Consider the following 2,426-nt stretch of genomic DNA (forward strand, 5'->3'; position numbering starts at 1 on the left):
GCGCCGCAACCGGAAGTGCGATCAGCGCCGCAGCGGAAAGAAGCAGCGCGCGGATCATTTCACGTCTCCTTCACCCGGCTGTCCCAGCTCGAAATCGCTCACCGGCCGCCGCTTCGGATCGTTCGCGTCGAACATCAGCGCGCCGTCGATCCACACCTTTTCGGGCCGCGTGTAGGCGCTGAACGGGTTGCCGTTCCACAGCACCACGTCGGCCATCTTGCCGGGCTTCAGGCTGCCCGTCCGGTCGCCGATACCCAGCGCCTTCGCCGGATTATACGACAGCCAGGTCCAGGCCATCTCGTCGCTGACGTCGATGCCGATGCGGCGCCCCGCGGCGCGCGCTTTTGCGGCTTCCTGGTTCAGCCGCTGGATCTGGTTGGCGTCGTCCGAATGGACGATCGTGCAGGCGCCGGCGTTGTAGACGAGCGGGATATTCTCGTTCACGCTGTCATAGGCTTCCATCTTGAAGCCCCACCAGTCGGCCCACATCGCCGAACAAATGCCTTCCTTCGCAAGCATATCGGCGATCTTGTAACTTTCGACCGCGTGGTGAAAGGTCGATACCTTGTATCCGAATTCCTTCGACATATCGATGACGAGCGCCATTTCGTCGGCACGGTAGCAATGATTGTGGACGAGGATTTCGCCCGCCAGCACACCCGCAAGCGTTTCCATCGCCAGATCGCGATCGACCGCCTTGCCGTCGTCCATCTTCTTTTTATAGGCCGCCGCCTTCTGCCAGGTCGCGCGGTTGACCGCGAAATTGCCCATGCGGGTCGACGGCGCACGGCCCTTGGCGCCATAGACGCGCTTCGGATTTTCGCCGCACGCCATTTTCAGGCCATAGGGCGCGCCGGGAAATTTCATGCCCTGCACGGTGCGCGAGGGCACATTCTTGAGCGTGATCGATCGCCCGCCCATCAGGTTCGCGCTGCCCGGCAGGATCTGCAGGCTGGTGACGCCGCCGTTGGCAAGTGCACGGCTGAAACCCGGGTCCTGCGGCCAGACGCTATGTTCGGACCACACTTCGGGGGTGGTCGGCGACGTCATCTCGTTGCCGTCCGAATGCGCGTCGACGCTGGGCGAAGGATAATCGCCAAGATGGCTGTGGATGTCGATGATGCCGGGGGTGAGGAACTTGCCCGTGCCGTCGATGACGTCGGCGTCGGTCGGCAGGTCCATGTCGGGGCCACCGATCCGGTCCACCTTGCCGCTGGTCATCACGATCGAGCCATTGTCGATCCGCCCGCCCTCGCCGTCAAAGATCGTGACCCCCTTCACCACCGTCAGGCGGGTCGGATAGCCCTTGTAGGTCGACGGATAAGGGTCCTTGTCGAACTTGACCGGCTTTGCCGCCGCAGCGGCGGGCTTGTCGCCCGCCGACTGCGCCGATGTGTCACCCGTCGCCGCACAACCGGCGAACGCCAGCGAGACCGCAGCCAGCAGGCTGCCTTTCACACCCCGGATCATGGATTACGCTCCCTTGGCTTCGGGATGGACGCCCGCCGCCTGCGGCTCGGCAAGTTCCTTCTGGCCCGCGAGATCCTCGGCATCGCGCAGCGTGTCGAGGTGCATCAGCTTCTTGATCAGCGGCGATACCGCGATCACCAGCACGCCAAAGCCGATCGCCCAAAGGCCGATCGTGCCATAGACGTCGAGCACAAGCGCCTTGCCCGCACCCTCGCCGCTCGCCTTTTCGGACCCCGTCGCCGCCGCGATCAGGCCCGCGGCAAAATTGCCGGTCGCCGATGCGAAGAACCAGGTGCCCATGATCAGCGAGGCCATATGCGCGGGCGCCAGGCGGTTCATCGCGCTGAGGCCCACCGGCGACAGGCAAAGCTCGCCCGTCGTGTGGAGCAGATAGATCAGGAAGATGAAAAGCACGGGCGTCGCATTTTCCAGGCCCGCGGCTTCGGCGCCCCATTTGAGCACGAAGAAGCCGAGGCCGAGCTGGAGCATTGCCAGACCGAACTTGGCGGGTGCCGACGGTTCCCATCCGCGACGGCCGAGCCACGTCCACAGCGCCGCAAACAGCGGGGCGAAGAGGACGATATAGCCGGCGTTGAGCGACTGGAAGACCGATGCCGGAACGCCGGCGCGATCGACATAGCGATCGGCGAACAGGTTGAGCGACGACCCCGCCTGTTCAAACAGCGCCCAGAAAAGGATCGACCCGAGGATCAGGAACATCGCCGCAAAAATGCGATCGCGGTCCTGCGGCGGCAATTTCACCACGGCAGTGAAGATGACATAGGCGACGAGCGCGGCGCCTGCGACGCCGAGCAAGGTGCCGACCAGCGCCTGGTTCTGCACCATCCACCAGCAGACGCCGACAGCGAGCAGGCCGACGAGGTAGAGCAGCCATTCAAACTTGATGCCCATCACGGGGGCGGCCAGCTTCGCCGGATCTTCCGGTTCGCCGCGGC

General features: G+C 64.4%; 2 protein-coding genes. Both read right to left on the bottom strand.

The window, feature by feature from the left end:
• Positions 1-54: 54 nt before the first annotated feature.
• Positions 55-1,470 carry an amidohydrolase gene (locus A3E77_RS11410; RefSeq protein WP_293645974.1) on the bottom strand — a complete coding sequence of 472 codons (1,416 nt, stop codon included), beginning with the start codon at positions 1,468-1,470 and terminating at the stop codon, positions 55-57.
• Positions 1,471-1,473: 3 nt separating this feature from the next.
• A partial coding sequence (locus A3E77_RS11415) for a peptide MFS transporter (protein ID WP_293645976.1) occupies positions 1,474-2,426 on the bottom strand: 953 nt, incomplete at its 5' end.

The organism is Sphingopyxis sp. RIFCSPHIGHO2_12_FULL_65_19 (genome assembly GCF_001830555.1).
Classification (GTDB): Bacteria; Pseudomonadota; Alphaproteobacteria; order Sphingomonadales; family Sphingomonadaceae; genus Sphingopyxis.

What these genes read in the sequence shown, in the direction of transcription:
- A3E77_RS11410 (WP_293645974.1), bottom strand. Translation starts at nt 1,470, where the DNA reads ATGATCCGGGGTGTGAAAGGCAGCCTGCTGGCTGCGGTCTCGCTGGCG.